The sequence below is a fragment of the Deltaproteobacteria bacterium genome, from assembly GCA_016874775.1.
In the GTDB taxonomy this organism is placed as follows: Bacteria; Desulfobacterota; Binatia; order Bin18; family Bin18; genus VGTJ01.
In genome coordinates, this window is record VGTJ01000328.1 from 1 (window position 1) to 2,968 (window position 2,968).

Here is a 2,968-nt window from a genome sequence, read left to right on the forward strand (position 1 = left end):
CAGCCGCAACCCAGATCACGGTTAGCGCTAGTAGCTTCAACGCCATTCATCACAAAATAATTGTCATTTCGGGCAGCCTGCGCAAAGCCTCATATGCTTTGAGGCTTGTTGGAAGGCATTCGATTACCGCATCCCAGGAATGGTTATCTCCGGGCACCTGGATCATTTGTGGCTCTGAGGTTCCTGGTATTGGCGGCTATATCTTTTGGGAAGTTTTTCAACCGATGTCTTTGATGAGTTTCAGCAAATTTACGAGATCGTCATCAAGGTGGTCAAGATTGGCAAATGCTGCAGTTACGGCCTTGGTTGATATTCGAGCAGCATGCTCACTTCGAAGCCAATCTTTGAAAGATGTTCGGTTCGTGCTGCGTTGGTAGTCGCGACGGAGGTCTTGCCAACTTTTTTTCAAACCGAAGTCTGCTGGGTCTGCGTATTCGATAATGTCGCCGCGAGAGAAACCGAAGGCAAATACCCGATCGGCTACACCGATTTGGATTGACCGTTCAAGGAGGTCCCTAAGAGTTTTCTCTTCGCCGGAGAGTCCGCTGCTTTCCCGAAGTTCGCGTGTGATTTTGGCTAGTGGTCGGCCTTCAGTAAATGATTTTTTTATGATCTCACACCATTTGTTGATTATCTGGGCTCGACTGTTGTCAACGACAACGAGTATGCGGGCGTCTGTCATGTTCATCCAAACGTAAGAATCGGCGATCGTGTTCATCGTTCTATGACCTCGCCAGGGCAGTACCAGGACGCGATTGTAAACCTGAGAATCAGTTTGGGTAAGTAGGAGTTTGATCGCTTCTTCGTCGTGTGCACCTTCGACAAGGATGACCAAGCTCACAGCAGATAGGAGAGCCGTCTTGTCGACACCGAGATCGAATCCTTCAGATTTTGCCAAGAATATTGGTGTCCATGGCACTAATCGAATATTCCCAGATGGTTTACGGTAGGCGTGTAGGCGAGAGAACGAAGGCAGCGAAAGCGCAACTGACGAGTGTGTGGACAGGTAGGAGCAAGTTTCTTTTCGGTCTAAGAACTCATAGAAATGTCGAATAGCTATTTGGTGCATGTTTCGGTCGGGTTCATCACCCAGGACGATTCTGAAAGGCGGCGAATTGCTGTCTCGGGCGGTTTTCGGTTGAATTAAACGAAGCACCGAAGAGATGATGTGCTGTTGGGCGCTGCTTAACTCGATGAAGTCGACCCATGACCTGGTAGTGGCGTCTTGTGCTTGTAGCTCGATGCCTTGACCTGAAATCCATTTAGTGAAATCGGTGCTTGTTTGGATCCTGATGTCGAGAACATTGATATCCATTTTTGATACTGCCTCGGCAACTTGTTGGATAAGTTTTTTGAGTTCGTCGAGCTTTGATGACTCAATTGAGTCTTCTACACCGTCTGGGCCATTCGAGAAAATTACCGTCCATGAACCTTCATCTGAATCGGCTGGGAAAAGAGCCTTAGATGTTTCGAGACGCCATTTGGAGTAATCAAAGAAGTCTGAAAGGTTTAGGACCTCTAGCAAATCATCCCAGTGGAGGAAGTCCGCTTTGACTCTTGGTGTTCGTTCCATATATGGTCGCAGTTTTCGGTACGGATGCTCTGTGGATGGCTCTAAGAACTGGTTTTCGGTTGGATATTCCCAATCTGTTAACGCCATTGATGGGAGAAGAGCCCGAGGATCTAGTTCGCTGTCCAAATCCGCGAGTTCGTCGGTTTCAGCAGCCTCGCGACAAGCTTCGAACAGGCTGTATAAATCCTTAAGCCCAGATGTGGCATGTGAAGCTTTGCATGCGACGGTCAACTCCCACTCTGGAGCTTCGCTTTTACCGACCGGTGTCAGGCAGTAATAGCTTTGGGCTGCAGCCTCCCGGTAGGCGCGTGCGACTATTGACAGAGTCTTTTCGTTGTGGCCAAAGTCTGAATTTTTGTCTTCAAGATAGCAGTATGCAAGCCATGTATTGCGCGCTTGACGAAGCGAAACACCCGAAAGGTCGTTCCAGGAACGACTGACAAACTGTTCCATGTCAATGCCCTGATCGTTGTCGGCAAAAAGTCGCTGGATCGCGTCGAATGCGTCAAACTCCATCCCAATAGCAGGGCAGTGTTGTTGAAAAAAACTACATTCAGATATCGCTTTCACTAGCTCTTCGGTATCTAGAAATAAATGATCCTCGGCGTCGTATGTCTCACTCTGCTCGTCGTCTCCTGAACCGTCAGCCAGCAGACCCAAATCACTCGCATCATCCTCTTCGCTTTCCCCCCACTCGGTCTCCTTTTCGTTTTCGTTCTCATCATGATCCGAATCGATCGAAAGAGGTATTCGAGACGATTCTTCCCCATCGGAGTCGAGGCCATCTATTACAACGAATTCCTGAGCGTGTTCGCGTATCGGGAGTGGCGCATTTTCGTCGAGCTCTATGAATAGGTCAATTCGAGCATCGTCCAAAGGTTCCTCTCCGGTGAGCGCGCATCGGAGCAGATTGACGATAGTTGACTTCCCAACACCGTTTTTCCCGTAAATCAAATGATTGGAAGCTTGAAGTGGAAGCCACACCCGGCCTCGGCTATTTCCATCATTATCGCTTCCAAAAACAATCTCCGCCCCGATCAGGCGAATCACCCCCAGCGGGATCCCGGCTATTTGTGCGAGCTCAGCGACCATTCCCCGACGTTAACATTCCACTTTCTGTCATAAATCGAAAGAGCCGGCTCTTCTTCGGGGACGGGAATTGATTTCAGTCCGGCCTGTTGCCACGAATGCAGGCGCCACTGAGATCTGACAAAGAAGGAACTGATTCGGTAACTAAATTTCTGGGTTCACTACCATTAGTCACTGCAGGTTGTAGCTGATAAGCCCTTGCGACCCTTACAAGGAGAGGGTCGGGGGTTCAAGTCCCTCAACGCCCACCAGAGTTTTGATGTTAAGTTCTGATGGCGTGACCGACCATCAAAGTTACAAAGACAA

General features: G+C 49.1%; 1 protein-coding gene. It reads right to left on the reverse strand.

Annotated elements, in window-relative coordinates; genetic code table 11:
- Positions 1-217: 217 nt before the first annotated feature.
- The gene (locus FJ147_28100; protein MBM4259746.1) at positions 218-2,665 is read right to left on the reverse strand and encodes a hypothetical protein; all 2,448 of its coding nucleotides are present in this window, start codon (positions 2,663-2,665) and stop codon (positions 218-220) included.
- Between the last annotated feature and the right edge of the window lie 303 nt (positions 2,666-2,968).